Consider the following 23,430-nt stretch of genomic DNA (forward strand, 5'->3'; position numbering starts at 1 on the left):
ACCCCGGCCGCACGCGGAGGGCAACCCGCCCGGCCGGGCCCTCGATTCCTCTCTCACCAGCAGGAGCACCCACGATGACCAGCGCAGCCATGCGGTTTTCCATCCCCGCCACGGCCCAGTCCCGCGTCCGTCAGCTTGTCGAGGCCACCAACGCCCGCGCCGCCGTCCACCAGCTCACCGCGTACGCGCTCGACATCTCCAAGCCGTTCCTTGCCGACTATCACGACATCGACGGCCGCCTGATCGGCCAGCGCCCCACCGTCACCGTGACGATCTCCGGTGACATCCCCCGTCACCATGGCTGGACCGTTATCGCCCGCCTGGACCACGACGAGGAGGGCGAGACGATCACCAGCCTGTTCCCCGGTCTGCCCGAGCAGGACGCCGAGGCAGCCCGCCAGTACCGCGCCATCGAGAACTTCTGCCACGGGTGCGCCGTCGCCCGCCACCGCACTGCCACCTACCTTGCCCGCCACGAGAACGGCGAGATGCGGCAGTTGGGCACCACGTGCGTGGAGCCGTACACCGGTCTGCCGATCAAGGGGCTTGAGGCCCTGTGGCGGTTCGGCACGCTGAAGGACTCCGATTGGGACGGCGAAGAGGGCGGCATCCCGGCCGATCTCCGCGTCCCGGTGATCGAGGTCCTGCGGGTGACCGCCGCCATCGTCAAGACGGAGGGCCGCTTCTACAGCCGGTCCGAGCAGTGGAAGAACAAAATGCCGACCGCCGACGGCGTCGAAGCGTACTTCTTCGACCGCAAGGCCCCGATGGAGTGGCGGGCCGCCATCGACGCCGACCCCGACGCGCCGACCACCGCCGCCGCCGTCAGGGCATGGGCCGTGCAGGGATACGGCAGCCTCTCCGACTACCACCACAAGGTCGGCCAGCTGGCGAAGGGCGAGACCGTCGACCCCCGTCACCTGCCGACGCTGGTGTCCGCCATCGCGGGTTGGTACCGCGTCCAGGAGAAGGAAGCCACCGAGCGCGCCGCCCAGAACAGCAAGCCGCAGGGCACCCTGGGCGAGCGCATCACCACCAACGCCACCGTCACCACCGTGATCGAGCTCGAAGGCCGGACGTACGGCTACCACACCCAGCGACGCCGACTGGTGAAGTTCCAGGACCTGAGCGGCAACGTGTTCGTCTGGTTCAGCTCCGCCGCCGATGTCCCCGACCAGGGCGACGAGGTCGAGCTGACCGGCACGGTCAAGGACCACAGCATCTACGGCGAGACCGCGCAGACCGTGCTCACCCGGTGCCGCGTCGCCGCACGCGAACCGGTCGCCGCGTAGCCGGTCCCGGCCGGGCGGCCGTGGTGTGGGCGGCATCGAGCCGCCCACACCACGCTTCGCCCACCCGCCGACCGCGCCGCCCATGTCGGCGGCTGGCCCCGCTCGCCGGCCCCCGTACGAAGGGCGTCCCTCCGGGACGGCTCAGCCTGGCCCGGCTCGCAGCCGGCCGGAACGTCCGGACTGCAGGCGGCCCTCCCGCCCCGTCCGGACGCCGGGCTGACGGGCGCGCCCTGCGGGCACAACGGCCCTGTCCATCGCGCTCCGCGCGACCACGAGCGGCACCTCGCCGACGTCGGAACGGCACGCCGCCGACCGCACCGCCGAGATCCTGAGGAACACCCCCATGCCCAAGAACGCGTCTGCCGTCCAACATCAGGTTGCCCCCGCGGGAGACCCGTCTCCGCAGATCTGTCTCCAGGTCGCCAGGCAGGCCGCGATCCTCGCCGTCACCGCAGCCGACGACGCCATGACTGCCGTCTGCCGCAGCCGATCCGGCGCCACCGCCCGCCTGGAGGCGGCCATGCACGCGGCCCACAAGGAAGCCGTCGAAGCCGAGGGTCACGCCGACCGCGCCGAGCAATACGCCGACGACCCCACCGTGCCGAGCAGTGCCCCCTTGTACTGCGCCCGTGCGGCCGTCGACCACGCTGTTCGGGCGCAGTCGGCCGCCGGAGTCGAGACGACGGCCGCCGACCTGCGGGCCGAGCTGGAGCGGAAGTTGACGGCGGCCGAGTACGCCGAGCGGGAGCCCGAACGCCGCCGGGAAGAAGCCGAGCAGGAGGCCGAGGAGCGCGCGGTCACCGGCATGGACGCGGACAACCGGGACCGGGCGGCGAGGAACCGCTATCTCGCCGAAGGGCACGTTGCCGAACTCGGTTGGACGGTAGGACACGTCCGTGTGCTGGAGGCCGCCGCGTCCGGGCGCCTGTACTGGCGAGACGGGCGGGCCCGGCAGGCAGCGCGGCAAGGCGTGTGGAACGGTGGCCGGCGGATCAGTCGCGAGCGAACCCAGGCACTGTTCGCCGCGCGGTTCCTCGTCGCCGTCCGTCAGGACGACGGCACCCGCCTACTGACGCCCAGCCCGATCGGCCAAGTCGCCCTTGAACTAGCCCGGCTCCATCCCGCCGGGCTCCACGGCAGCGACAAGGCCGCCTACGAGGCACGGTTCGCCCGGGTCCGGCGACGCCACAAGCGCCGCGACGACCAGAAGGCCGCCGCCCGCGTGCTCCCGCCGCTCGATTCCAGCGCGCGGAAGTTGTACCGGCCGGTCACCCTCACCGAGCAGCAGGCCCGCGCCGAGCGCGACGCCGTCGACCGGTGGGAGGACGAGGGCGGCTACTGCCCCGGCGCGGACACACCGTGCCCCGCAGCAGGCGCCCCCGCGAACCCGCCCGTCCGGATCATCCTGCCCCTGCACCGGCACACCGCCGTGCAACCCGCCTTGTGGTGACGGTGATGCATCCGAGGAGCCCTCCGCACCACCCGCGGACCCCTGCCGCACAGGCGCCGCGTCCGACCAACAGCGACTCCGGCGAACAGAATCGTTGGGTGCCGGCCAGAGCGAAAGGCAGCCTCCGGCGGGTCCTCCTCGGAGGGGGAGGGGGATGGTCGGTCGGGTGCCGCGCCGTCGTGGTGCGGGTGGTGAAGGCGGGGTTCCCTCCTCGGCCGGACACCCGGGGGCGTATCAGGAACCCGGACACGGCGTCCAGGCCAAGCCGCTACGCGGTCGCTGCGCGAGCCAGGACACCGCGCCCGGAACCCTGATACGGCGGAGCTGTCCGACCGAGGAGGGAACCCCGCCCAGGCCCGTTGTGGCCGGGCCCGGCCGGGCGGGTGCGGGTCGATGCGGCGGGAAAAGAGCAGGTCAGAGCGTGTATCCGGGTTGACCCAACCCTGAGAACATGGTTTAATTAGTGATGTCGGAAGGGGAGGGCAACCCCCGACCGGCACCCGGTAGGCCGACCGGCCTCCGACAACCTCTCTCACTAGGAGATGGACGATGAACACGCCTCTCACCGTCGCGGAACTGTCCCACCCGATCGCCCTCGAACTCGGCGGAAACTGGCGACCGCAGCCCGCGCGCCACGGCGTCCAGGAGCTGGACCACGCCGCCACGTTCACCCACCTGGACGGCCGACAGCTCCACCTCTCCGAGCGGTTCGATGACCCCGGACATCTGCACATCCGGGGCGCGTTCCCCACTACCGACTATCCGTTCCGCAGGGGCGAGCGTGACACGGTCCGAGTTGCCATGAGCGAGGACCCGGCGGACATTGCGGCCCGGATCGCCGCCGATCTCATCCCCGTGCACCGCGAGGTTCACGAGCGGGTGAAGGAGCACAACCGCGCACAGGCCGCAATGCGCCGGGGTGTTGATGAAGCCGCACGCGATCTCTCCGCCCGACTTCCCGGAGCGCGAACCCGAATCGACGGCACAACCGCCTTTGTCTACATGGATCTTGAACCGGGCGAAGTCCGTATCGGACTCGACGGCGACACGGTGAGTCTTGTACTCAACGACGTACCCCGGATCATCGCTGACGCCGTCGTATTCGCGGTGAGCCGATTCCTTCCCCATGTTCAGACCCCCGAGGGAGAGCGCGGCGAATACGTCGACGGATACGCCCTCTAATTCCCACGCGTCACGGCGGCGCGCTACCCCAGCGCGCCGCCCCCCCCTAGAAAGGCCCCAGGATGAGCGCCGATGTATTCACGATCGAGCCGCAATGGATCGTGCAGGCCCCGCACCTCCGGTGCACCCTCAAACGCGCTCTCGCGCTCCAGGCCACACAGAATGTGTGGTCCGGTACCGAGCACATCAACAACGCCGTGGCGATGGCCTACGGCGATCAACTCCCGGACTCCGGCCGATGGGAACTGACCCGTTCCCAACTCCGCACACTCAAAATCGCCATTGAGTGGCGCAGGGCCAAGCGCGCGGCCAGCGACAACAAGACCGCCCCCGATATCCTCGAACCCTGGACGCAGATAGAGGATGAGGTCATAGCCGCATACCGGGCCGTGAGCAACGAAGCAGGGTTGTACTGGATTTAAGGGTTGCCGATCACCCTAGAACATGGTTTAATTAATGGTGCCGGAAGGGGGAGGGCGACCCCCCAATCGACACCGTGGGGCCAGCCGGCCCCGGACGATCTCTCACCAGGAGGACCGCGACATGCCCCGTAAGCCGAAGATGACCGACGAAGGGCGCCGGGCCTACTCCGCCAAGATGCGCGGTGAACTCGAAGCCGTCATGGATCGCGCGTACGGCGCGATGGTCGCCAGTGAAGACTTCTGGGCCACCGTCATGCGCACGGCCGCGAACCTGACCCACCCGGACCGCGACGACCGCAGCCCCACCAACTGCATCGCCATCGCCGCCCAACACCCCAACGCCACCCACGTACTCAGCTCCGGAGACTGGCGAAAGACCGGACGCTTCCCGGTCAAGGGCTCCACATCCCTCCGCATCTGGACGCCGATCAAGCGGCGGCCCGAGGAGGGCCAGGAGGCCACGGCCGCAGCCGCCGACGGCGGGCAGCGCGAGGCCACCGGCGAGACCGCCGGGGGTGAGACGCGCAAGGTGTCCGGCTTCAAGGCCGGGCCGGTTTTCGACATCAGCCAGACCGACGGCGACGCCTACGAGCCGCCCGCCGCCGCCCCGCTCGCCGCCGAGGTCATCCGCGATGTCCTGGTGAACCAGTACCGCGACCAGTACCAGGAGGACCCCGAGCAGGCCGGAGGGTTCGACTTCACCCAGGAAGCCCCCGACAACGCCGTCCGCATCCTGCTGTACGGCCACGCGTGGCGACGCATCACCGAGGCGGACGCCCCCCTTCCCGGCCAGCACGCCGCCGAAGTCGCCTCAGCCGCCCACGTCGCCGCGCTCATCCTGAACATTACTCCCGGCCTCGCCGTCATGCCGCCGCTCGCGGGCATCATCACCCAGGACAAGAAGCCCCCGATTCACGAGTCCGCCGTCCGGGCCATCGGGACCGGCCGCGCCATCGCCCGCGCCGTCACGATGGCCGCCGAGCACCGCCGCGAACTTGCCGTGGCTGGTTGACCCAGACTCAAGAACATGGTTTAATTAATGGTATCGGAAGGGGGAGGGCAACCCCCCGACCGACACCCCCGCCGGGGCCAACCGGCCCCGGCGGAACCTCTCACCAGACAGGACACGACATGCTCACAACCGACCAGAAGCCCACCGTCCAGGACTTCCCCACCGCAACGCTCGTGATCGGCGGACCCTGGTTCCGGGGCCACCAGCTCGACACCCGCCCCGCCATCGTCGTCGGCCCATTTGGCGGACCGGAGTTCACGGACGCCACCATGTCCGTGGTCTGGTTCTTCACCCTTGGTGCCCCGCAGCCCGGCGACAGCGTCCAGGCGATGTTCCCGCACGAGCTGACGCCTGTGGACGCCACGCTGACCACGATGAACCAGGACACGTTCCGCGACATCGTCCGCAGCCTGCGCCGGGGCCGGTTCGCCTACGACGACGGGGACGCGCTCCGCGCCGCCGTACGCCAGGCATGGCGCGAACGGGCCGGACTGGCCGACGCCGACCCGGCCGCCCGCCACACGCTCCACCGCAGCTGACCACGGCCCCGCTGGTCCGGGGGAGGGCAACACCTCCGGACCGGCAGGCCCCCAGCACCCCAGCGGACACCCCTTTGGGGCGGCAGGACAGGTCCGGTGCGTTCACCGCCGCCGGCCGACTCCGCCGCCGGCCGACTCCGCCGCCGGCGGCTCCGCCGACCGACGACGGGCACCGGACCGCAGCGGACGCGCCCCGCGGGGGCGCGGCAGCCCCTGCCATCGCGCAGGGCGCGACGGCCCGCGAGCCGATCGTCCCTCACGGCCCGCGCCCGTGGTGCGGACCGCTTTCAACGCAAGGTCCGCCCTGAGGCCGGACCACAAACTCTCACCAGAAAAGAAAAGTTCAGTGACTATCAAGATCACCCACACCCGCCGAGAAGGAACCCTGGTCGAGGGGACCGAGAAGGGCGACGAGGCCGGGAAGATCCTCATGCGCAAGGAGTACGGGCGCCGAGGCGGCCTGGCCTTCCGCTGGGGGTATGACCTTCAGTGCTGGTACCTGCGCCACTCCCGGGATCACGCGGCCGACCGGTGGACGGTCAACAAGGTGCGCGGCTACCTCGAAAAGGCCGGGTACACAGTCGTCGTCAGCATCGACGACCACAAGCGGCGCAGCTACGCCGAAGCGGAGGCCGAGCGGATCGAGCGCGCCGGGGCCCGCGCCGAGCGCTACGACGGCTACGCCGGGAACGCCGCCTCCCGGGCCGAGGCCGCGCACCGGTCCGCTGACGCCATCTCGGAACACATGACCGGCGAGCCGATCAAGGTCGGTCACCACTCGGAGCGCAGGCACCGCCGCGACATCGAGCGCATGGACAACCACATGCGGCGCGGTATCGAGGAGAGCCGGAAGGCTTCCTACTGGGCTGACCGTGCGGCGGCAGCCGAGCACTTCGAGGCGTTCCGCCGGGACCCCAACCGGACTTTGCGGCGCCTGGAGAAGCTGCGTAAGGAGCTGCGCGACATCGAGAAGTGGCAGCGCGGAGAGTCCGCGTGCGGCTTCCCCCGCTCGACCACGCCGGAGGGTCTGGCAACGCTGGCCACTGAGCGGGACGTGGTCCTGGAGAAGATCGCGTTTGAGGAAGCGGTGATCGCTGGGGCTGAGGCCCGGGGCTTCAAGGTGTGGGGGCCCGACGACTTCACGAAGGGCGATTTCGTGAACGCGGGCGGCACCTGGCGCGAGGTGCTGCGGGTGAACAAGAAGAGCGTGACCGTGCCACACCTGGTGACCCGTACCGGTATGGCGGTGATGCGGTCCAGAGACCGCGAGTGCACGGCCGGAACGGTGTACTACGGGCACCCGTCGCCGTGTAAGGGCGGGAAGCGGTGCACCTGCGACACCCAGACCCTTCCGTATGACGTGGTGCGCGGATGGGCCAGCGGCGCCGACATCGCGCGCCTTGAAGCGACGGAGCCCGAGCCCGAGGCAGAGCGGACCGTGTGCCCGCACTGCAAGCGCGTGGCGAAGGGCGAGAAGCGGTTCAGCACGGCGCGCGGCATGTGCACCGTGTGCGGGTACGCCAAGCCGCAGAACTTTGAGGCCGGGCCCGCACCCGCCCCGGAGGCCGCCGAACACCAGGAGCAGGCCGAGCAGGCCCCGCCGGTCGAGGAGCTGGCACCGGTGGCCGAGACGTGCCCCATGTGCCACTCCAGCCAGTGGCACGCGGAAGTACGCCGGTGCGCTCACTGCCACCACGCTCCCGAAGGGAAGCCGACCCCCGCTCGGCCCCCGCCGCGGTGGAGAACAGGCAGGAGGACATGGCGCTGGTGCTCATCGCGCTCATCGCCTCGAAGAACTCCCGCCGCTCCCGCAAGCGCGCCTTGTGGGCGATGACCCGTCGCGAGGCACAGGCCGTGTGCGGTGACCCCCGCACCTCCGGTCGCTCCTACATGCTCACCTGGACCGACCGGCCCGGCGTCGAAGGTGCCGACTGGGAATGGGTGCCCGACAACGGGAGTCTCGACCCGGTCCTTTCGGACCTGGGCATCACCCCGCGCCGTGAATGGAGCGCCGCCCCTCAGGCCCCCGCCGAGGCCGCGTAATCAGGCCCCCGCCCGCCCCGGCGGCCGAGCGCGCCGGGGCGGGCCCCTCTCTCACCAGAACAGGGCACCACCATGACCACGCAACTCCTCGAACGACCCGCGACCGTCACCGTCCCCGACACCGAAGCGGGCAGGCTCATCGTCCCCGCGACCGAGGGCAGCACGACCGTCCCGACGTACCGCGTCGGCGCCCCCGACATCCAGTGCCGATACCCCGTGATCGTTGGCGAAGACCAGGTCATCGGCCGCGCCTACAGGTGGCACCGGGACTGGTTCGTCCTCACCACCGCGGGCGAACACAACCTCCGTCGCCCGCCGAAGGGGACACCCGGCACCGACATGGCCGCCGCCCATCTCGCGCAGCAGTACGCCGCTGGTCGGATCGGCGCCGTCCCCCTGGACCAGGTGCTCGCCGAGGCCCCCACGCCGTTGTGCGGGCCGGTGCCTCTCCTGCACCCGCGGATGCCGGTCAACGATCGCAACATCGAGGGCGCGCAGATCGCGTTTGCGGGACTCCGGGCCCACCACTGGCGGGCAGTCCTCACCGGGTTTCCCGGCAGCGATAACCACTGGTTCCTCAGCTGTGAATTGTGCCCGTGGGAAGGCCCGAAGTTCTGGAGCCACCTGCGCGGTCGCAACGGAGAGCCGCCGAGCGCGCGCCGTCACAAGGGCGGGTGCATCGGAGAGGACAAGGTCCGCCGGTTGATCACCGCCTACCACTAGCAGTCCCACCGGGGGCGGCGGCAGCGCGCCGCCGCCCCCCGCTTCCCCGAAGGACATCACCGTGCCGACCCGCCACACCCCCGAAAGCATCGTCATCGCGGACACCCCCGCCGCGATCCTGCGATGGGCCGCGCTTCACATCGAACACGTCGGCATCCACCAGGGCCCCCGTCTGTTCGCCGGTCCCGGCCGTACGGCCACGTTGCCGTGCTGGCCGCGCGGCGCCCTCGAAGTCGCAGCCGGCCACGGGCGGGGAGCCGCCGGCCGGACGTACGACTGGGACCGCATCGACCGCGCCCGCGACCAGGCGTTCGGCATCCTCGCGGAAACCCTCACCGGTCACCCCGTCGACGCCGACGACCCCGCCGCCGCCAAAGCCCTGCACCGCGAGGCCATCGACCGGTGGAGCGCCGAGCCCGGCCGCACCGCCGCCGACGCCGCCCACGCGTTCCGCACCGCCGCCGTGCGCGCCGAACACGCCCTGTTCTGACACCCGACGCCCGCCAGCATCCCGAGTCATCGAAGGCCAGCACGATGGACGAGACGACCGAAGCCCGCAGCACCACCAGGACGCCGAGCCGCCGAGGAGCCGCCACCCCCAGCCGGGACGGCGTCCACCGAGTCGGCGTCCCCCTTCAACCCCGGCTCACCGCGGCCGAGCTGATCCGCGTACTCCTCGCGGCCCCGGGGGAAACCGACCTCACCGCCCTCGACCCGGTACGGGTCCGGTCGCTCATCGCCGACGTGCTCACCCAGCACGGCTATGACGTGCTCGACCGATCGCCGTACTACCCGGAGCTTGACCGTCACCAGGACGCCCGCCGGGCCGTGCGCCGCGCGTACGGGTCCCGGTTCCTCGACGCCCCGGACGAACAGGCCGTACTCGCTGATCCTCTGCGCGAAGTGCTCGCCGCCGCCGGGGGTGGGCCATCATGACCGCGACCGTCGCCGAGCCGACCGGAGCACGGGCACGGCAGACGTACTACTGGCGGGTGCGCAACGCGCGGACGCGCCAGTCACCAGGGAGCGCCGGGCAGGCGTGGCACATTCAGCCCGGACACCCCGGCGGCGCGTACTGCGACCTCGGCCATGAGCTGGACCCGCCCGAACACCACGCCCCGACCCTGCTCTCTCGCAGCCGGCCGACCGGCTGCCGGGGGGACGAGCAGGAGTTCCGGGGCGGGTGCCTGGCGTGCGAGTGGGAAGGCCCCGTGCACTCCGGCAACGGGTTCGGGGACGGTGACAACGAGGCGGTGGAGGACGCGCACGACCACTGTTTCCCCGGCTGGCGGGCGCTGCCGCCGATCACCACGGTCGAGGACCGGTGGGCCGTCCCGCGGAGCCGGAGCCGCTGGGCTCAACTCATCGCCCGATACCCGGCGGGCTGGATCGACCAGGGTGCCCCCGTCGTGGCGTGGCGCCGCTACCGCTGCGAAGCTCACGCCCCGCCGTACACGGGACGCCCCCGCTACGAACTCCGCGTCACCCGGCCACCCATCGACCGGGGCCGACGCCCTACAGATCAAGGGGCTCTCTTCTGATGACCGCCGTCCTCCGGATCAGGGCCCCGCCCCGCTCAACCCAAAGGTGGTTTAATTACTCCGCCGTCAGCGGAGCGGGCAACCTCCGACCGGCCGTGCGTCCCACGGGCGCCACGCACCCCAGACAACAGATGACGGCCAGCGCACAAGGGCAACAAGGCGCTGGCCGTCGATGTTCTCTCACCAGAAAGAACCCCACCATGCTATGCGACCGACACCCCGACTGTCCCCAGCCCGGCGACATCGCCCAGCTCACGAGGGGTAACAGCATCGGCGCTGATCCCACCGACAGCTTCGTCATCGTCGAGGACTTCCCGCCTACCGGCCGGCACCTCGTGCTCAACCTGCCCGTCGACCACCCCGGCCGTGCCGACTGGGCCGCCGCCGTCCCCCTGGCCGACATAGCCACCCTCACCCGGCTCGAACCGGCGGGCAGCCGTACGTGGGCGCCGGCCCCGGACCCGGACGACATCCAGTGACCGTGCCGAGCGGTCACGACCCCGACCAAGAACAGGAGGCGACCGTGTCCCGCAAGACCGGCCGCACGCTCTACTCACGCGCGGACCTGCGGAAGGTCCACGGCATCAGCGAGCCGACGCTTCAGAACCTCTGGACCGACCGGGAGAACAACGGGCACCCGCCCGTCGCGGACACCATCGACGGCGTCATGCACTGGGACGGCGACGTATGGGTGACGTGGCACCACGAGCTTCAGCGGCAGCGCGCCGCAGCCAGCACCACCAACCCGCCGAAGCTCGACGGCGACCCCGAAGAGATGGTCGGCCCCGCCGAAGCCGCGAAGGTCTGCGGGTTCGCCGATTCCACCACCGTCTCCCACTACGTCAAGAACCCGCCGGAAGGGTGGCCCGACCCCGACGGCTGGGACGAGCTCCCGACCCGGCGACGCCCGAAGTGGAAGCGCTGGCGGCTGTGGCAGTACGTCGCGGAGCGGAAGGGCCGCGGGCACGCCGGCGGACGGCCCAAGGGCCGCCGCGGACTGGCCTACCCCTACCAGGGAGACCAACGGCTCACGCTCGCGCGGCAAGCACTCGCCGCCAACCCGGGGGCCAAGAACGCCGACCTCATCGCCGACCTTCAGGGGCAGACGGAGAAGACGTACTCCCGTACGGTCTGGAATCTGATCCTGAAGTCAGCCCGCGAACACCCCGAGGAGTAATCCGTGCCCGACACGCGCTGTTCGCGCTGCGGCGGCCCACTTGGTGAACGGCCCGCGCGTTCCCGGCTGACCCTTGATCGCGAGGTCTTCATCTGCACCCTGTGCGGTACGGAGGAAGCCGTACGTGAGGCAACCGGCCAGGCGCCCGTTCCTTTCGGTGAATGGCCAATCGCGTCGTAGCAGTTCTGGTCCCCACCCCACTCCTTGAATGTGGGGACCACGTGTATTCCTATGCGATCCGCTAGGCCAGCGTGTCGGTCCCGCCAGCACATGCGATCCGGATCATGCGCAGCTTTGCGATCACGGACCGGTGTGCCGCGAAGTCGGAACCCGCAGCCCGCTGAGCACGGTGTACATCGTCACGCAGCTCTCGGAGCGCAGCCTGCGGAAGGACGAACACTCCAGAGATACTGAACCCGGTGTCGATCTTGTTCACCAGGACCCGGCGAAGGTCTCTCCAGGCGCTCTCGACAGCGATCTGCTGCTCGGCACGCTTCTCCTGGGGGAGAGTGCGCAGCTTCTCCAGTTCGATGACCAACTTGTCCGTGTGCAGATCGAGGCTCGTGGAGAGCCGCCGGACCCGGGTGAACACCTTCAGCGACGCGGCGATGCCCGCCAGGCTCAACGTGACCATGGTTCCGAAGACCACGGTCTTGTACTCGCTTCGCTCCCTCAACCCCTGGAGCAGGAAGAACAACCCCGCCATTCCGCACCAGATGACCGCGACCCGTACTGGAGCAGCTCGACGCAGCCTCCCGCGGAGGCGTTCATACGCGAATCCCGACGGTTCGAAAGCTGACCCGTACAAGGAGTGGTAGGTCCAGACGAGGAACAGGAGCATTGAGGCCACACCGCGCTCTTGGGGTGCCAGCCACAGGCAGCAGAAGACGAACAAGGTGACCATGCCCAGGTACCCGAAGAGCGGAACCGTCGTGATCCGTCGTTGTTCCTTGCGCGGTAGCCCCTCGAACCAAGGACGCATCAGCCAGCCAGCTGCGACGCAGGCGACGCTGGACAGCACCAGGCAGATCACGGCGCCCACCCCGGAGCCAATCATCACCATGACCAACTGAAGGCTCACAAAGGGGAAGGCCAGCGCGTGTCCAACGGCGAATTGCCACGTCTCGGAGTGGCCTCGCACCCAACTCTGGAGCCGGGCCTTGATGACGGCAAGGCGTGAGCCCAGCCGTGGGTGCCCAATGCTCGTCATGCTGTCCCCCTGAGAATCGTTCGGTATCGGAGCCAGCAGCGTACGAACTCACCTGTCCGCGCTGCGGCAGCCCCCTCGGCGAACGGCCCGCACGTACCCGGCTGACGATCGAACGTGAAGTTCGGATCTGCCCTGAGTGCGGAAGGGACGAGGCCGTCAGGGAGGCGGCGGGCCGGGCCCCGGTCCCCCTCGGCGAGTGGCCCCTCGGCCGATAGCAGATTGCCGCTGATCTGCTGCCGGGCCGGCCTCCAGAGTTGGGGCCGACCCGGCTATTCACTAATTGCTTGGGCGGGAGACCTGCTGCCTCATGACAGCAGGATGGCCAGCACGCCCAGGGTGATCGTCATCGATCCCGCGAAGGTGCCAGCGCCCCAGCCCGCGGCCTGGTGCCCGCCTCCGCCTGTGGCGTAGGCGAGGAGCGCCGCAGACAGCGACGCGGTGAGCGAGAGAAGAACCGCGACCACCACGAGTAGCACCCTCGTGCGAAAGTCCCAGCGCATGAAACCGTCCTCTACAGGGCTGCCGCCCCGATGAGGGCTAAGCAGCTAGGGTCATGGTCATTTCGTGAGGCCATGACCGGAGGCTCGGCGCACCGGGAACGATCGGTGCGGCCAGCCGGAGAACACCGCACGGCGACGTCTCGTTTGGTGGGATGTTCCCGGCGAAGCTGTATGTCGGGCCGATCAGCAGCCCAAGAGCCGCCAGAGCAATGTCTCTGATGGCCAGAAATTGCTTCGTGACTTCCGCAAGTGCTGCTTCGGCAAGCCAGCGCGGGTCTTCTTCAATCCAGGGGCGTTCGTGACTGAAGCGAAGGGCACAGTGGGCAGCGCCGTCCTCAGCGACGTACTCCAGGACGTCTGACGCGTGTCGGGCCCAGGCCCACCCCGGCCGAGTTGAGGAACACGGCCGGTCCTCCGGGGCGAAGACAATGCTCGGGAGCCCCGTGTCCTGCTCGGCGGTGGCAAGCAAGCGAGTTCGAAGACGCCGACTCTGAACCGCGTCTTCAGTGATCTCTTTGGTCAGTGCCCGGAGGTCAGCGAGGCGACGATCGGTCGCTAGGAGAGTCGAAAGTGCTCGGGACTGCCCATCGATCCCGGCTAGCTGGGACAGCCCGTCCCATCGGCTGCGGGCGACGACGGAGACGGCGCGTCCCTCGACCTCATCGGCGAAGAAGCTCAGCTTCAGTGAATCTGCGGCTCCCGCGACGGCGAACACGTGATCCACCAGGGGGTGTTGCCCCCGGGTCCTGGTGTCCCACATATCCATGGCCGCAGGCTACAACACACCTGATCAACGAGGCGCTCTTTCTCGCGAAGCCGAGGTAACAGCCTCCGAGCAGTCGCTGTCTTCAGCCGCGAGAGCCCACAGCTTCGTAGCGCGTCCCACGCAGAAATCCCTCTACTCAGCGCGCCAGTCTGAAATTAGAGGACCAAGGTATCGTCACTTCGTGACGATACGAGACCTGAAATGACAGGTTCCGGCTGAGTCTGACTGAAGGGGGTGGGCGGGCCGGTGGGTTGGGTGACGATGATCGGCCCGTCCGACGAGCAGGTTGAGTACCGCCTTACCGGCGGTCACGGCTGCGGGAAGTCCGTCACGGTCGACGCGGCCCCCCTCGTCGCCGCCGTTGAGGCCAAGGCCGAAGCGGCAGGTGCCCCCGTCGCCTCTCTGCTCAGCTCCCGCGAGGCCAAGCGCGCCTTCTTCCGCGCCCGCGGACTCATCCGCAGCAAGGGCACCGCGCGGTTCACCGGGTTCGACGCCGTCGAAATCGCAGCCGCCGCCGGTCTCGACGCCCGCGACCTCTACGGCGAACAGGCCCTTCCTCGCCCGGCCTCCGACGGACAGGTGGACTACCACCTGGACGCCAGTGAGCGCCCGCTCGTGTGGATCGGTGGCGGGCTCACCGAGTTCGACATCACCCCTGGCAGCGTGCTCGCCCCCGAGCACTTCCAGGCCGCCCGCCGCCTCATGCACGGTGAGGACCCCCGGACCGGGCAGACCCTCGTGGAGCCCAAACTCGCCATCGCGCCGGCCGCGAAGCTTCCCGCCGCCCCACTGGCCCGTGCCATCCGGCGTGCCGCCGCCGAACGCAGTGTGAACCCTGTGAGGTTGTTGGACTCCAAGCGGAAGCAGGATGCCTTCCGCAGGATGGAGAGCCAGCTCAAGCGGTTCGGTGAATCGCACCGCGTCCCGGCCTCCATCCTGCTCAAGCTCGCCGACGCCGTCGGCATCGACGCCGTCGACTTGTACGGCGAAGACGCGTTGGAGAAGGTCGTGGCCGCCGAGGCGGGCGGCCACCTGGACGCCCGCGAACTCCTGCGTGCCGTAGAGGCCCGCGCCGCCGAGACCGGGCAGCAGCCCGCCGACCTGTTCACCACCGCGTCCATGAAGCGCCGGTACGCCCAGACCGCGCGCGAGGGCGAACGCCGCCTTCGGGACTTGCCGATGGACGTACGCGAAGCCGTGGCCATGGCCAAGGCAGCAGGGCTTGCGCCCGAGGACGTGTGGGACGCCGAGGAGATCAAGGCGGCTCTGCTCGAAGGACGCGTGCAGGTCGGCAACTTCGGTGCCGACGCCACCTTGGACCTCGCGAAGTCGAAGTCCGCGTTCCTCGCCTACGCGCCCGAGGAGATCGCCCCCAAGGTGGAGGGCATCTACACCTCCGCCGGCCGCGAGTCCATCAGTGCCCTGGAGCGCTGGACTGCGTACGCCATGCGTGGTCACCACGGTGACGGTGACGAAGCGGAGACCGTGCAGACGAGCGGCTTCTCCGGCTGGATGATGGTGCACCGGGCCGCCCGGCCCGTGGACGGCGCCCCATACGGCGACCCTCACTTCCACCTGCACTTCACCCTGGCCAACATGGTCAAGGGCACCGACGGCAAGTGGTCCACCATGGCCAGCGGGGGCCGCGACCTCCACCGGCACATTCGCGCGACCCAGTCCCTCATGAACGCTCGCATCCGCAGGGAGTTGACCAATGAGTTCGGCATCAGCTTTCGCCGCGAGGAGCGGACCGGCGCGTGGGAGATCGCGGCGATTCCCGAGGCCACGATTCGCCTGTTCAGCAAGCGCGACAGTCAGGTCCGGGACCTGCTGACGAAGCTGGGCATCGGCTACGACAGCGCTACGACCCGCGAGCGCGCTGCCGCGTCCACCGCATCCAAGGCCGCGAAGAATGGAGAGGCCGCGGGAGTCGCGGACGATGTCCTGCGCGACTACTGGCAGGCCGAAGGCCGCGCCGCCGGTGACAACCCCGATGCCATCGTGGCCAGCGCCATGGGGCAGGACAGCCCGAAGCAGAACCCGGGCCTGGACGAGCTGTGTGCCACGATCTTCGACCCGAAAACCGGCCTGACCAGCCACTCCAAGGACTTCACCCACGCCGCCGCCATCTCCGCCGTCCTGGACGCCCTCCCGTACGGCGTCGCAGACGTCGAGGAAGCCGAACACCTCACCAACTCAGTCCTCCGGCACGCGGGGTACGCGGTCAAGCTGAACCCGAAGGGCGCCCAGCACTTCACGCACGCCGACCGCTACACCACGGCGGACGTCGTCGCTGCGGAAACGCTCATCGTCTCCGAGGCAACTAGCCGTCTCGACACACAGAGCGCCGTCGTCAGCCGTGACACGGTCGACATGACCCTGTCCACCGTCGAAGCCCAGCACGGCGGTACCTTCAAGTTCTCCGACGAACAGCGTGCGGTCCTCGAACGGCTGCTGACCGTCGGACACGGGATCGACGCTGTGGTGGGCATTGCCGGATCGGGCAAGACCACCATCATGGACACCGCCCGGCAGGCGTGGGAGGCTCACGGACTCGTCATCGCCGGAGCCAGCACGGCTGCCGTCGCCGCCGCGAACCTCAAAGCCGAAGCGGGGATCACCTCACGCACCCTCGCGTCCTGGCTCACCGGCATCCATACCGGCGGCGCCGGCCTCAACGGCGTTGACGTGCTGGTCGTGGACGAGGCGGCGATGTGCGACGACCGTGACATCGCTGAACTCCTCGCCCACGCGGCGAAGACCGGGACGAAGGTCGTCGGCATCGGAGACCCGAAGCAGCTGCACTCGCCCGGCATCGGCGGCAGCTTCGCCGCCGTGCAGCACCTTGTTGGCGGGCTCACCCTCAACCAGAACTTCCGGCAGAAAAACGCGATCGAGCGCCGGGCTCTGGAGCTGTGGCGCGACGACAACCGAGTGGAAGCGCTCCGTGCCTTCGTCGGTACCGGCCGCGTGCACGCCCTCGCGGACAAGGACGCCACCCTCGCCGCGATGCTCACCATCTGGGCCGACAAGCGGGCCGTGCATACCGACGACCACACCGCCGTGCAGCAGCTCCTCATGATGGCCGCCACCAACGAGATCGTGGAGGAACTGAATCTCGGGGCCCGCGCCCTGCGGAAGGCGAACGGCGACCTCACCGGGCAGGAACACGTCTATGCCCTCCCTGGCGGTGGCGAATTGACGCTGTCCGTCGGGGACCAGGTCCTCCTTCGGACCAACGACTACCGGGGCAAGCGAAGCCGTGGTGAGCACGAGGACGTACTGAACGGGTACCGCGGAATCGTGCGCGCCGTCGATGAGGAGCGCCGCGTCCTGGTCGAGTGGCGCGAGAAGACCCCCGACGGCCAACGAGACGTAGCCGAATGGGTCGACGCCGACTACATCGCGCAAGGAGGACTCAGCCTTGGATACGCGATCACCGGCCACAAGTCCCAGGGGCTGAGCGTCCAAGAGGCCCTGGTCTATGGGCCCGGGGCACAGGCGAATGCGCTCTACACGATGATGAGCCGCGACAAGCAGGAGTCCCACCTCTTCCTGCCGCTGTCCGTCTACGAAACCGACGCCGACCGTGCCCGCCAAGGCGACGCGCTCACCGAACAGGAACAGCTTGACCGCGCTGTCGCGGGCCTCATCCGTGAGATCGAGAGCGGCACCGAGGAACGCATGATCCTCACCGAACTCCCGAAGGCCGCAGTCCCCGCCCACGTACGGCAGGCCGTAGCCGATCTGCCGACCCCGCGCGCTCCCGGAGCCGGTAACCCGCACGAGACGGACGGCCCCGAGGACGCGCCGGAGCCCGAAGAAACGCATACCCCTCGTATCACGGAGCGGCCCACGGCGCCGGCCTCAGCACCGGAGCCTGCGCCGACGGCCGACCGTCCGTACGCACACCTCAGCAAAGCGTCTTTGCGCGACGCTGCGCGCAAAGCTGCCACGGCCGCCCGAGCCACCAGGACGGCAGCCGAGAAGGCAGAGGCGGCAGCCGACCGCGCCGAACAACAAGCCGCCGCTGGAACCGGCCCGAGCATGCTCGCGCTCGACCGTCGCCAACAGGACATCGCCCACCGCGCTGCCGCGATCGGTGAAGTTCAGGCGCTGAGGGGGGCTGTCACCGAACGGACCGCTGATCTATTCGGCGTCGAGGAACGTCTTGAAAGGCTCCAACAGCAGCTGAATACCACCGGTCGATTCGGGCGACCAGTGTTGCGCGGGGATGCCCGGAGCACAGCCGAAGCCGACCGTGGCGAACTCCTTCACAGGTACGAAGAGGCCACGCGTGAGCTGGAGCAGTTGAACATGCGGCTCCGCGAGGCATACAAATCCGCAGGTCCCGCCGATGAGTTCGACGCCGTGCTCATCGAGGCTCACATGTCCGAGCCAGACAAGATCGCGCTCCGGCGACGAGCCCAGGAGAGTGACGCCCAAAGCGCCAAGCGCCTCCGAGCGGAGGCAGGCACGGTGCGAAACACCGCTCGCGGTGCAGAACACCGAGTGTCCGGTCTTCAAGAGGAAGAAACGCAGCGGACTCGGGATGATCATCTGTGGGGGGATGCTGGAGAGCCTCCGACGCAGTACGCCGCGAAACCGGAATCTCCGTACGCCAACCGCACGACGGCGGAGTTCTCGCACCCTGATCAGTCTCCGGAAGCTGCCCCCGACACGCCAATGTTGTAGAAGTGGTCTCCATTCGAGCGGGGTTGGGGCTGGAATGTCTTCCGACGGCCACGGCCGCAAGTTCCCTACGTACGGGAGGGTCGGCGGGCGCGGATGAGCTGCACGACAAAGGGGTTGCCGGCCTCCGGAGCCTGGAGCAGATCGATTGCTTCCAAGCGGAAGCCGTAGTCGACAAGCAGGTCCCATAGCTGTGGAGTAAGTGGCTGTTGTCGTTCCGATCTTGAGGGCCGACCCGCCCCTCGAACGGGAGTCTCGATCGGGTGATCGCTGCTGGCCGCGGGCATGACGGGCCTCTTGGTAGTTCGGGGTTGCGAAGCCAACCGAGATCCAGGAGACCCGGTTGCCGCAGTTGTACGTGCTCGCTCCGGTGGAGTTCAACTCGGTTGCACCGACGTGATTGTGTCGCTCACCGGTTCGGGAATGCGGCCGATCGCCAGGAACGTGTTCGGCAGTATCCGTCGTGATGACGCTCTTTGAATTCCAAAGAGTCTCATCAGTCGGACATGACGGACGCGGAGTGGGCCCAGGTCCGGCGGCTGCTGCTGGTGCCGGCCTGGCTGCGCGGCCGGGGCGGGCAGCCGGAGGCGTACGGCCACACTGTGCAGACCGACACCGGTAGGCCCGCTTCACAGTGCAAACAGATCCTTCGCCCCGCCCGCAACCCGCCGTAACGTTCTGGGGCGTCCAGCAGGCGAACCTTAAAGCCCCCCGTCACCGCTGGATGCCCACGCAGCAGTCCGAAGCGTCTAACTAACGTCAGGTCAACGTCACTCTCCGGCATGCCCGTTCACCGACAGGATTGGCGCAGCACAGTCTGTTAACCCACAAACACCAGGGGGACCACATGAACCTCGCACGGAAACTGGCAACTGGAGTCATCGCCGCAGGGCTGGCCACCGCCGGCCTCGTCGCCGCCACACCCGCCAGTGCGACTGTCTACAACAACAACTGCCCGACCGGCGGAGTCGAAATCGACAGCTACAACGCCCCGAGCTACTGCTACACCTGGGACGGCACGAGGGGCGGCAACAACCAAATCGGCTGGATGGACCTCCCGAACACCAAGCAGGTCTGCTCGGGGGCGAACCGCGGCTATGTCCAGGACGTCGCCGGCGGGACCCGCGACTTCTACCCTCACCAGTGCACGGCCACCGGCGGAGCGCACCTCCAATACATCGTCTTCTATAGCTAGGACTCCGCACGCCTGTCAGCAACGTATGGCAGTACCGAGCCGATCCGGCTCCCGTGTGTTGAGCTGGCCCGGTCCGTCGCGCCCTAGCGGCATGATGAGGGCGCCAGGGCCCCATCCCGGGACATCGCCGCACGGGGGCGCGTGGCGCCAACATGCTGGTGGAGACCTCAGTGTGAACCCGGCGTGATATAGCCGTTGTTGATGTTCAGCGTGACCACCGTCCGGACCGGACCCGTCAGACGTCACGCTCTCATCAGGGGGATACGGCGCAGCCACCCGTTCCCCCAGCTTTCTGATAGCCGGGATTACCGACACTCACACGCTCGAACGCGTGCCCGGGTCGGGGTCGGGTGCCGAGGCCGGCGATTCACCGGTCTTCTCGGGGAGGTCGAGGCTGCTGCGCAGGTTGACCGGCTTGAGGAGGAGGGCGGCGACGATAGCGAGGACGGCCGCAGCGGCCGAGAGGAGGAAGATCTGCGCGGTCGCGTCACCGTACGCGATGCGGATGATCTCCCGCGTTGCGGGGGACTGTGCGGCGGCCTCCGAGGGCAGGCCCGCGCCGGACATCCCGGCTGAGGCCATACCGTTCGCGATCCCGTCATGGACTTGGCGGGCCAGCACGGCGCCGAGGACGGAGACGCCGATAGTGCCGCCGAGGGAGCGGAAGAAGGACACCGTGGAGCTCGCCGCTCCGACATCCTTCAGCGGCACGGTGTTCTGGACGACGAGCACGAAGTTCTGCAACGTCAGGCCGACGCCCATGCCCACGCACAGCATCGCCGCGCCCAGGAAGAGCATGGGCGTCTTGTGGTTAATGGCGCCGAGGCCCGCGGACCCGGCGGTGAGGAGCACGGCGCCGGTGATGACGTACGGCTTGATCTTTCCGCTTCGGCTGATCAGTCGGCCGGCGACGATGGAGGCGATCAGGGTGCCGGCCATCATCGGAATGGTCAGCAGCCCCGCTTCGGTGGGGGTGTTGCCGCGGCTCAGCTGGAAGTACTGGCTCAGGAACACCGCGGTGCCGAACATGGCCGTACCGACGGCCAGGCTGCCGAGAATCGCCAGAGCTGTGGTGCGCTGCTTCACGATGCCGAGTGGGACCACGGGCTCGGCGGCGCGCTTCTCCACCCACAGGGCCGCGGCGAGCAGGGCCAGCGCGCCGGACACCATGGCGGCGGTCTGCCAGGAGACCCAGGCGAAGGAGTTGTCGACGAACGACACCCAGATGAGCAGAACACTGACCCCGGAGGCGATCAGGGTGGCCCCCAGATAGTCGATCTTCACGTTCTCGCGGCTGATGACCGGAAGGTTCAGCGTTCGCTGGAGCAGGAGAAACGCGACTGCGGCGAGCGGGACGGCTATGAAGAAGCACCACCGCCAGCCCAGCCACGAGGTGTCGACGATGATGCCGCCGAGGAGTGGCCCGCCGATGGTCGAGGTTGACGTGACGCCGCTGACGTAACCGCTGTAACGGCCACGCTCCCGAGGCGGGATCATCGCCGCGATGGCGATCTGGACGAGCGCCTGTGCACCTCCCACGCCGACGCCCTGCAGGGCCCGCGCGGCGATCAGCTGCCCGCCCGTCTGGCTGATCCCGGAAGCCAGGGCTCCGAGCACGAAGATGGCGAGGGAGGCCTGGAGAAGTGCCTTCTTGCTGAAGAGGTCGGCGAGCTTGCCCCAGAGCGGGGTTGTCGCCGTCGTGGTGAGGAGGGTCGCGGTGACGACCCAGGTGTACTGGGTCTGCGTCCCGTTGACGGCTCCGATGATCTTCGGCAGCCCGCTGGAGACCACCGTGCTGCTGAGGGTCGAGACGAAGAGGGCAAGGAGCAGGCCGCTGAGCGGCTTCAGTAGCTGCCGACGGGAGGTGGGGGGCGTCTCTATGAGGGTCGACTCGTTCACTGTGCTCCTCGACGGGTTTCAGGTCACGGGTTCGCTATACGTGATGTATAGCGAGATCATTTCACCATACACGGCGTATAGTGAAGTCATGCAGCGCTCAGTAGAAGAGACTGGGCGGATGGAGCCGACACCCCGCAGGAACCTGCGCGAAGAGCAGAAGGTCCTCACGCATCGCCGACTGCTCGACGCGGCCGTCACGGTGTTCGCCGAGAAGTCCTTTCTCGACGCGCGTATGGAGGACATCGCCCAGGCCGCGGGGGTGACACGGGCCACGGTCTACGCCCACTTCCCTGGCAAGGCCGAGATTGTGGACGCGCTCGTGGACCGGGTGTATGGCCTGATGGGAGAGGCGTATGCCGACCTTGCCGCACTTCCGCGGTGGACCCGCGTCAGCATCCGGACCTGGCTCGACGGCGCCGAAGTTCGCTGGCGTGAGATGGCACCCATCCGCCGCGTCACCAATGCGGCAGCCCCGGGGGCCTTCCGAAGCCTCAGCGAGGGCCGCGAGCAGTACCTCAAGGCGCATGAGTACTACGTCGGCCTCCTGGTCGGGCATTCCGAGCGCTGGCGGGGTACCGACCCTGCGGAGGCCCGTCAGCGGGCGCTGATGGCGGTGCTCCAGACCGAGTCGTTCTTCTCCATCTGGATTGCCGCCGGTTGGCCGCTGGAGACCACCGACCCCCTGCACCTGCTGGCCGATACCCTCTGTCATCTCCTCGCACCCGCGTTGCAGGACGACGGTTCACCTGAAGCCGGGTGACACCGGAGGCGTGCGCAGCTCTGCGGGATGACGGCGGGCTCGGTGCGGCGAGAGGGGTGCGCAAAAGTCAGGATGGACTCTGGTCTTCGCGCACCCCTGCGTCAGCAGCCGGGGGCCATCAGCGTGCGGACTGTGCGTTCCCGATCAGCGGGCGGTCCAGCATGTCCGCCTTGCGGCCGAGGAGTTGCAGGTTGCGGGCCCCGAAGTCGACCAGGAGCGGCTGCCCGGAGATGTACCGCGCCGCATGCGAGTTGAGGAACACGAGGGGGTCCGCCATCTCCTCCGGTGTGGCCAGGCCCTTGTGCAGGCCGGCGTTCGCCTCAAGCTGGTCGCGTCCGCCGCGCATCACGGCGAAGTCCGACGTCAGACCGGTCTCGGTGTTCGTGGGGAGCAGGGCGTTCACCCGGATGCCACGGCTGGCGAGTTCGGTGGCGCTGTGCGCCGTGAACAGGTTGAGCACCCGCTTCGAGAGTGCGTAGGCGGCCGGGCCGGGCTGGTCCTGGAGACCGAGTCCTTCGATCGTCGCGACGATGGCGTCCCACCCGTCGGCCTGGATCAGCCCTTCGAGTTCCTCCTGGTAGCGCTCCCAGTTGATACCGCCCAGGGAGGACACATAGGCGATGGCGCCGCCGTCACCCATCCGGGCCTCCAGGTACGTCTTCGAGATGTACTTGTAGGAGCCGTAGTTGATGAGCACGGTCGTGTTGTAGTCGTGCTGCATACCAGAGACCCCGGCCACCCCGAAGAACGCGTCGATGTGCTCGGGGAGCGACGCGAAAGCCCGGTCGATGTCCTCCCGCACTCCCAGATTCGCCTGGATCGCGGAGGCGAGACCCGACAGCTCGGTCGGCGCGTAGTCGATGACGTGGACCTCCGCGCCCAACTCGACGAGCCGCTGTGCCGTTGCCCTGCCAATACCAGAGGCGGCGCCGGTCACGACCGCGGTCTTGCCCGTGTACTGCAGGTAGTCGTTCATGTGCCCAGTTCCTCTCATCCGCGCCGGTGCCGGGCGCAGTGCTGTGTGTGG

At 68.8% G+C, this 23,430-nt stretch carries 23 protein-coding genes; 18 read left to right on the top strand and 5 right to left on the bottom strand.

Translation table 11 applies throughout. The features are described from left to right. Positions 1 to 74 precede the first annotated feature (74 nt). The 14 genes from LJ657_RS40165 (at position 75) to LJ657_RS40230 (ending at position 11,381) form a co-directional block, all read left to right on the top strand. Positions 75 to 1,292 (top strand): hypothetical protein, encoded by a 1,218-nt coding sequence (locus tag LJ657_RS40165; RefSeq protein ID WP_232654630.1) that lies wholly within the window; start codon positions 75 to 77, stop codon positions 1,290 to 1,292. A gap of 343 nt (positions 1,293 to 1,635) precedes the next feature. Continuing rightward, on the top strand, positions 1,636 to 2,742 hold the full coding sequence (locus tag LJ657_RS40170) for a hypothetical protein (protein ID WP_232654631.1): 1,107 nt from the start codon (positions 1,636 to 1,638) through the stop codon (positions 2,740 to 2,742). A gap of 549 nt (positions 2,743 to 3,291) precedes the next feature. Then, on the top strand, positions 3,292 to 3,924 hold the full coding sequence (locus LJ657_RS40175; protein ID WP_232654632.1) for a hypothetical protein: 633 nt from the start codon (positions 3,292 to 3,294) through the stop codon (positions 3,922 to 3,924). Positions 3,925 to 3,986: 62 nt separating this feature from the next. Continuing rightward, complete coding sequence (locus LJ657_RS40180) at positions 3,987 to 4,346, top strand: hypothetical protein (RefSeq protein ID WP_232654633.1); 360 nt, start codon at positions 3,987 to 3,989, stop codon at positions 4,344 to 4,346. A gap of 121 nt (positions 4,347 to 4,467) precedes the next feature. Further along, complete coding sequence (locus LJ657_RS40185; RefSeq protein WP_232654634.1) at positions 4,468 to 5,358, top strand: hypothetical protein; 891 nt, start codon at positions 4,468 to 4,470, stop codon at positions 5,356 to 5,358. 119 nt (positions 5,359 to 5,477) lie between these two features. Further along, positions 5,478 to 5,897 carry a DUF6409 family protein gene (locus LJ657_RS40190; RefSeq protein ID WP_232654635.1) on the top strand — a complete coding sequence of 140 codons (420 nt, stop codon included), beginning with the start codon at positions 5,478 to 5,480 and terminating at the stop codon, positions 5,895 to 5,897. A gap of 346 nt (positions 5,898 to 6,243) precedes the next feature. Then, positions 6,244 to 7,731, top strand: coding sequence for a DUF3560 domain-containing protein (locus tag LJ657_RS40195; protein WP_232654636.1), 1,488 nt, complete (start codon positions 6,244 to 6,246; stop codon positions 7,729 to 7,731). Further along, the gene (locus tag LJ657_RS40200) at positions 7,728 to 7,940 is read left to right on the top strand and encodes a hypothetical protein (RefSeq protein WP_232654637.1); all 213 of its coding nucleotides are present in this window, start codon (positions 7,728 to 7,730) and stop codon (positions 7,938 to 7,940) included. Before LJ657_RS40195 ends, LJ657_RS40200 begins: the two co-directional genes overlap by 4 nt. Before the next feature lie 72 nt (positions 7,941 to 8,012). Then, positions 8,013 to 8,663, top strand: coding sequence for a hypothetical protein (locus tag LJ657_RS40205; protein ID WP_232654638.1), 651 nt, complete (start codon positions 8,013 to 8,015; stop codon positions 8,661 to 8,663). A gap of 61 nt (positions 8,664 to 8,724) precedes the next feature. After that, positions 8,725 to 9,153, top strand: a complete 429-nt coding sequence (locus LJ657_RS40210) for a DUF6197 family protein (RefSeq protein WP_232654639.1) — start codon at positions 8,725 to 8,727, stop codon at positions 9,151 to 9,153. 44 nt (positions 9,154 to 9,197) lie between these two features. Beyond that, entirely contained in the window at positions 9,198 to 9,599 is a 402-nt protein-coding gene (locus LJ657_RS40215; protein WP_071370504.1) for a DUF6181 family protein, read from the top strand. Then, entirely contained in the window at positions 9,596 to 10,204 is a 609-nt protein-coding gene (locus tag LJ657_RS40220; protein WP_232654640.1) for a DUF6349 family protein, read from the top strand. The genes LJ657_RS40215 and LJ657_RS40220 overlap by 4 nt, the downstream gene beginning before the upstream one ends. A 200-nt stretch (positions 10,205 to 10,404) precedes the next feature. Continuing rightward, the gene (locus LJ657_RS40225; protein WP_232654641.1) at positions 10,405 to 10,683 is read left to right on the top strand and encodes a DUF6211 family protein; all 279 of its coding nucleotides are present in this window, start codon (positions 10,405 to 10,407) and stop codon (positions 10,681 to 10,683) included. Between the two features lie 44 nt (positions 10,684 to 10,727). Further along, the gene (locus LJ657_RS40230) at positions 10,728 to 11,381 is read left to right on the top strand and encodes a hypothetical protein (protein ID WP_232654642.1); all 654 of its coding nucleotides are present in this window, start codon (positions 10,728 to 10,730) and stop codon (positions 11,379 to 11,381) included. A gap of 241 nt (positions 11,382 to 11,622) precedes the next feature. On the opposite strand, the gene LJ657_RS40235 is transcribed toward LJ657_RS40230, so the two are convergent. From LJ657_RS40235 to LJ657_RS40245, 3 genes are all read right to left on the bottom strand, one after another. Then, positions 11,623 to 12,591, bottom strand: coding sequence for a hypothetical protein (locus tag LJ657_RS40235; RefSeq protein ID WP_232654643.1), 969 nt, complete (start codon positions 12,589 to 12,591; stop codon positions 11,623 to 11,625). 305 nt (positions 12,592 to 12,896) lie between these two features. Beyond that, positions 12,897 to 13,091 (bottom strand): hypothetical protein, encoded by a 195-nt coding sequence (locus LJ657_RS40240; protein WP_232654644.1) that lies wholly within the window; start codon positions 13,089 to 13,091, stop codon positions 12,897 to 12,899. Positions 13,092 to 13,128: 37 nt separating this feature from the next. After that, the gene (locus tag LJ657_RS40245; protein ID WP_232654645.1) at positions 13,129 to 13,857 is read right to left on the bottom strand and encodes a hypothetical protein; all 729 of its coding nucleotides are present in this window, start codon (positions 13,855 to 13,857) and stop codon (positions 13,129 to 13,131) included. Between the two features lie 261 nt (positions 13,858 to 14,118). On the opposite strand from LJ657_RS40245, the gene LJ657_RS40250 reads away from it, so the two are divergent. The 3 genes from LJ657_RS40250 (at position 14,119) to LJ657_RS40260 (ending at position 19,744) form a co-directional block, all read left to right on the top strand. Next, entirely contained in the window at positions 14,119 to 18,552 is a 4,434-nt protein-coding gene (locus tag LJ657_RS40250; protein ID WP_232654696.1) for an AAA family ATPase, read from the top strand. Positions 18,553 to 19,055: 503 nt separating this feature from the next. Then, on the top strand, positions 19,056 to 19,223 hold the full coding sequence (locus tag LJ657_RS40255; protein WP_232654646.1) for a hypothetical protein: 168 nt from the start codon (positions 19,056 to 19,058) through the stop codon (positions 19,221 to 19,223). A gap of 173 nt (positions 19,224 to 19,396) precedes the next feature. After that, positions 19,397 to 19,744, top strand: a complete 348-nt coding sequence (locus LJ657_RS40260) for a hypothetical protein (protein WP_232654647.1) — start codon at positions 19,397 to 19,399, stop codon at positions 19,742 to 19,744. A 315-nt stretch (positions 19,745 to 20,059) separates the two neighbouring features. Here LJ657_RS40260 and LJ657_RS40265 read toward each other — a convergent pair whose 3' ends face one another. Beyond that, positions 20,060 to 21,643 carry an MFS transporter gene (locus LJ657_RS40265; protein WP_232654648.1) on the bottom strand — a complete coding sequence of 528 codons (1,584 nt, stop codon included), beginning with the start codon at positions 21,641 to 21,643 and terminating at the stop codon, positions 20,060 to 20,062. On the opposite strand from LJ657_RS40265, the gene LJ657_RS40270 reads away from it, so the two are divergent. After that, positions 21,624 to 22,403, top strand: a complete 780-nt coding sequence (locus LJ657_RS40270) for a TetR/AcrR family transcriptional regulator (protein ID WP_232654649.1) — start codon at positions 21,624 to 21,626, stop codon at positions 22,401 to 22,403. The two genes, LJ657_RS40265 and LJ657_RS40270, sit on opposite strands and share 20 nt — an antisense overlap. 118 nt (positions 22,404 to 22,521) lie before the next feature. On the opposite strand, the gene LJ657_RS40275 is transcribed toward LJ657_RS40270, so the two are convergent. After that, on the bottom strand, positions 22,522 to 23,379 hold the full coding sequence (locus LJ657_RS40275) for an SDR family oxidoreductase (protein WP_232654650.1): 858 nt from the start codon (positions 23,377 to 23,379) through the stop codon (positions 22,522 to 22,524). Positions 23,380 to 23,430: the final 51 nt, after the last annotated feature.

Source organism: Streptomyces guryensis, from assembly GCF_021261325.1.
Lineage (GTDB): Bacteria > Actinomycetota > Actinomycetes > Streptomycetales > Streptomycetaceae > Streptomyces > Streptomyces guryensis.

What these genes read in the sequence shown, in the direction of transcription:
- LJ657_RS40165 (WP_232654630.1), top strand. Translation starts at nt 75, where the DNA reads ATGACCAGCGCAGCCATGCGGTTTTCCATCCCCGCCACGGCCCAGTCC.
- LJ657_RS40170 (WP_232654631.1), top strand. Translation starts at nt 1,636, where the DNA reads ATGCCCAAGAACGCGTCTGCCGTCCAACATCAGGTTGCCCCCGCGGGA.
- LJ657_RS40175 (WP_232654632.1), top strand. Translation starts at nt 3,292, where the DNA reads ATGAACACGCCTCTCACCGTCGCGGAACTGTCCCACCCGATCGCCCTC.
- LJ657_RS40180 (WP_232654633.1), top strand. Translation starts at nt 3,987, where the DNA reads ATGAGCGCCGATGTATTCACGATCGAGCCGCAATGGATCGTGCAGGCC.
- LJ657_RS40185 (WP_232654634.1), top strand. Translation starts at nt 4,468, where the DNA reads ATGCCCCGTAAGCCGAAGATGACCGACGAAGGGCGCCGGGCCTACTCC.
- LJ657_RS40190 (WP_232654635.1), top strand. Translation starts at nt 5,478, where the DNA reads ATGCTCACAACCGACCAGAAGCCCACCGTCCAGGACTTCCCCACCGCA.
- LJ657_RS40200 (WP_232654637.1), top strand. Translation starts at nt 7,728, where the DNA reads ATGACCCGTCGCGAGGCACAGGCCGTGTGCGGTGACCCCCGCACCTCC.
- LJ657_RS40205 (WP_232654638.1), top strand. Translation starts at nt 8,013, where the DNA reads ATGACCACGCAACTCCTCGAACGACCCGCGACCGTCACCGTCCCCGAC.
- LJ657_RS40215 (WP_071370504.1), top strand. Translation starts at nt 9,198, where the DNA reads ATGGACGAGACGACCGAAGCCCGCAGCACCACCAGGACGCCGAGCCGC.
- LJ657_RS40220 (WP_232654640.1), top strand. Translation starts at nt 9,596, where the DNA reads ATGACCGCGACCGTCGCCGAGCCGACCGGAGCACGGGCACGGCAGACG.
- LJ657_RS40225 (WP_232654641.1), top strand. Translation starts at nt 10,405, where the DNA reads ATGCTATGCGACCGACACCCCGACTGTCCCCAGCCCGGCGACATCGCC.
- LJ657_RS40235 (WP_232654643.1), bottom strand. Translation starts at nt 12,591, where the DNA reads ATGACGAGCATTGGGCACCCACGGCTGGGCTCACGCCTTGCCGTCATC.
- LJ657_RS40240 (WP_232654644.1), bottom strand. Translation starts at nt 13,091, where the DNA reads ATGCGCTGGGACTTTCGCACGAGGGTGCTACTCGTGGTGGTCGCGGTT.
- LJ657_RS40245 (WP_232654645.1), bottom strand. Translation starts at nt 13,857, where the DNA reads ATGGATATGTGGGACACCAGGACCCGGGGGCAACACCCCCTGGTGGAT.
- LJ657_RS40250 (WP_232654696.1), top strand. Translation starts at nt 14,119, where the DNA reads ATGATCGGCCCGTCCGACGAGCAGGTTGAGTACCGCCTTACCGGCGGT.
- LJ657_RS40255 (WP_232654646.1), top strand. Translation starts at nt 19,056, where the DNA reads ATGACGGACGCGGAGTGGGCCCAGGTCCGGCGGCTGCTGCTGGTGCCG.
- LJ657_RS40260 (WP_232654647.1), top strand. Translation starts at nt 19,397, where the DNA reads ATGAACCTCGCACGGAAACTGGCAACTGGAGTCATCGCCGCAGGGCTG.
- LJ657_RS40270 (WP_232654649.1), top strand. Translation starts at nt 21,624, where the DNA reads ATGAGGGTCGACTCGTTCACTGTGCTCCTCGACGGGTTTCAGGTCACG.
- LJ657_RS40275 (WP_232654650.1), bottom strand. Translation starts at nt 23,379, where the DNA reads ATGAACGACTACCTGCAGTACACGGGCAAGACCGCGGTCGTGACCGGC.